General features: G+C 73.8%; 3 protein-coding genes and 1 pseudogene. All 4 read right to left on the bottom strand.

Annotation, left to right across the window (positions count from 1 at the left end):
- Positions 1–231 (bottom strand): hypothetical protein (locus tag ACFWPT_RS40825; protein ID WP_380425384.1); only part of this gene is annotated, 231 nt, incomplete at its 3' end.
- 443 nt (positions 232–674) lie between these two features.
- Positions 675–1,283, bottom strand: coding sequence for a DUF1772 domain-containing protein (locus ACFWPT_RS40820; protein ID WP_380488107.1), 609 nt, complete (start codon positions 1,281–1,283; stop codon positions 675–677).
- A gap of 181 nt (positions 1,284–1,464) precedes the next feature.
- On the bottom strand, positions 1,465–2,124 hold the full coding sequence (locus ACFWPT_RS40815; RefSeq protein WP_380381062.1) for a hemerythrin domain-containing protein: 660 nt from the start codon (positions 2,122–2,124) through the stop codon (positions 1,465–1,467).
- An 84-nt stretch (positions 2,125–2,208) separates the two neighbouring features.
- Positions 2,209–2,325: pseudogene (locus tag ACFWPT_RS40810) on the bottom strand (NmrA family transcriptional regulator); the annotation flags it as partial.

Raw genomic sequence — 2,325 nt, 5'->3', positions numbered from 1 at the left:
CCGCCCGCCCTCTCCCGGCCTGCGCGGGGGGTTGCGCCGCAGCGGGGCCAGTTCACGGGCCAGCGTCCGCACGTCCACGGCTATCCGCGCCGCGAGTTCGCCCGGCCCCGCGTCGCCCGGCAGGCGTCGGGACCAGGAACGCGCCTTGGCCGGACCGTCCTGGACCATGTCGAAGTTCAGTCGCACCGCCCCGGCCACGTCCGCCAGGGTCACCAGGATCCGGGTGTCCACGAGGTCGATCGTGACCTCGTTCCCGATGCACGAACACGCCACCAGACCCTCGATGTCCTCCTCCGCCAGATATCTGGCCAGGGGAACCGCTCTCCCCCGGATCAGGTACGGACGTACCACCGCCACCACAGACCCCGCCCCCTCTCCAGCTCACCGGACACGCCGACCACCGTACGGCCCGGCAGCGGCGCAAGCGCGCCGCAACGACCGGGCCCGCCCATGCTCCACCCATAGCCCCCGGATCGCCAAGTCCAGGACGCCCCAGGCGACTTGACCGACAGCACTGGCCCGGCGCACCGGCGCACGCCCCGGCGCACTCGGGCGCCCCACCACCAGGCCCGCCACCGGGCCCGCCGCACCCGAAACGCACGAAGGCCCGCCCGCACGAGGCGGACGGGCATCCCCGCGGCCGCGCAGCCCTGCGGCGCGCGCGGCCGGGCCGCTCAGCGGCCCAGGCGGCTGAACCGGCCGTGCAGGACCAGCGAGCGGCTCAGGGCCGCCAGGCCCGCCGTGCAGAGCAGCGTGCGGAGCATGTTGGCGGCCACCCAGGTGCCCTCGAACTTGGCGCGCGCGCCCGCGAAATCGTGGATCTGGGACGGGTCTCCGGCCGCCGCCAGGTCGTTGTTGAGCGGGATGTTGACGCCCATCGTGACCATCAGCGCCACCACGTACAGCACCGTCGCCCCGGCCGCCCACAGCGCCGCCTGGCGCCGGCCGGCCTTGTGCTGCAGCCAGGCCGCCACGCCGGTGGCGGCGAAGGCCCCGACGAAGACCAGGCCGAACATCCCGTTCTCGATCGACGAGTTGATGTGCTGCATCGCCGTCACGTACGTCCGGTCGTCCCCGGCCGCGAGGCCGGGCATCACGGACACGTCGAAGGCGAAGAACAGGCCCGCCATCAGGCCCATCGCGATGGTGGCGCCCGCCAGGACGGGCCCGGCGGCGCGGCCCTGCCCGGCCGTTCCGCCGTGCGGTGAACTCCCCGGCCGCACACCGCCGATGGCCGACGGGACGGCGTACGACACCGGTGCCGACCTCTGATCCGAACGCATCACAGGACCCCTTTTCACTCTCCCGGCCCCGCAGGGCGCGGTGCCGGCGAACAGCGGAACGAACGACACCACCCACCGTGCGGCGCCACCCGCAACGGAACCGCGACAACCGGAACCCCTCTTCACACCAAGGCACTTGCGGAGTCGGCGAGTGCCCGGGGAGTCGGAAAGGGGTGAGCGGTCACAGAACCGGGTTCAGGGTGCGCCGGTACCGGCGCTCCAGCACCGTACGGCCGATCAGCCGCACCGGGCCCGGGATGGTGGCCGACACGGCCCGCACGGACGCCGCGTCCGCGCCGTCGAACATCCACGGCTGCAGGTACGTCATGACCTGCCCCGGCGCGCTCTGGATGATCCGCCGCTCCACCCGCAGGTACTCGTCCACCGGCAGGCCCGCGAGAGCCGGGAACACCACCGGCTCCTCGTGGCCCAGGTGCTCGCGGATCAGGTTCTCGAACCCCGCCGCGGCATCCGGCAGTTCGGCGATCCGGCGGGCGGAGAGCACCTCCGCCACCCGGCGCATCGTCCGGTCGAGCGCTTCGTGGTCCTGCTCCAGGATGCCGCCGCCGTCGAAGCCGGCCAGCCGCTCGCGCAGGAAGGGCCAGAGGATCTCGTCCTCGCTGTGGTGGTGCCAGTCGATGACGGCCCGCAGTCGGCCGAACCAGTCCGCCAGGGCCGCCGCGGGGCCCCAGCCGCCCGCGGACGAACCCCGGGCGGCGGCCGCGCTCAGCCGCGCGGCGTCCCGGCGCATCGCCACGTGCATCAGCCCGAAGCCCTGGATGTGCCCGGGCAGCGCGCCCACGCCCTGCTCACTCGACCAGACCTGCTTGCCGTCCGACATGGCCAAACCTCCACTGTTATGTCCGGATACACGACCAACGCCCGCCCGGTGGCGGCCTGTTCGGGCCGCCACCGGCGAGCCGGATCACACGTTCCACACGCCCGAGGCGGCGGCCTCGCGGGCGAAGTCGGCGAAGTCGCGCGGCTCACGCCCCAGCGCCCGCCGCACCCCGTCCCCCAACGAGGCGTTACGACCGTCCAG

The sequence above is a fragment of the Kitasatospora sp. NPDC058478 genome, from assembly GCF_042720345.1.
Lineage (GTDB): Bacteria > Actinomycetota > Actinomycetes > Streptomycetales > Streptomycetaceae > Kitasatospora.
This window is presented reverse-complemented; position numbering and strand designations above follow the sequence as displayed.

Bases quoted from the DNA above. Each gene is read 5' to 3' on its own strand.
- ACFWPT_RS40815 (WP_380381062.1), bottom strand. From the start codon at position 2,124: ATGTCGGACGGCAAGCAGGTCTGGTCGAGTGAGCAGGGCGTGGGCGCG.
- ACFWPT_RS40820 (WP_380488107.1), bottom strand. From the start codon at position 1,283: ATGCGTTCGGATCAGAGGTCGGCACCGGTGTCGTACGCCGTCCCGTCG.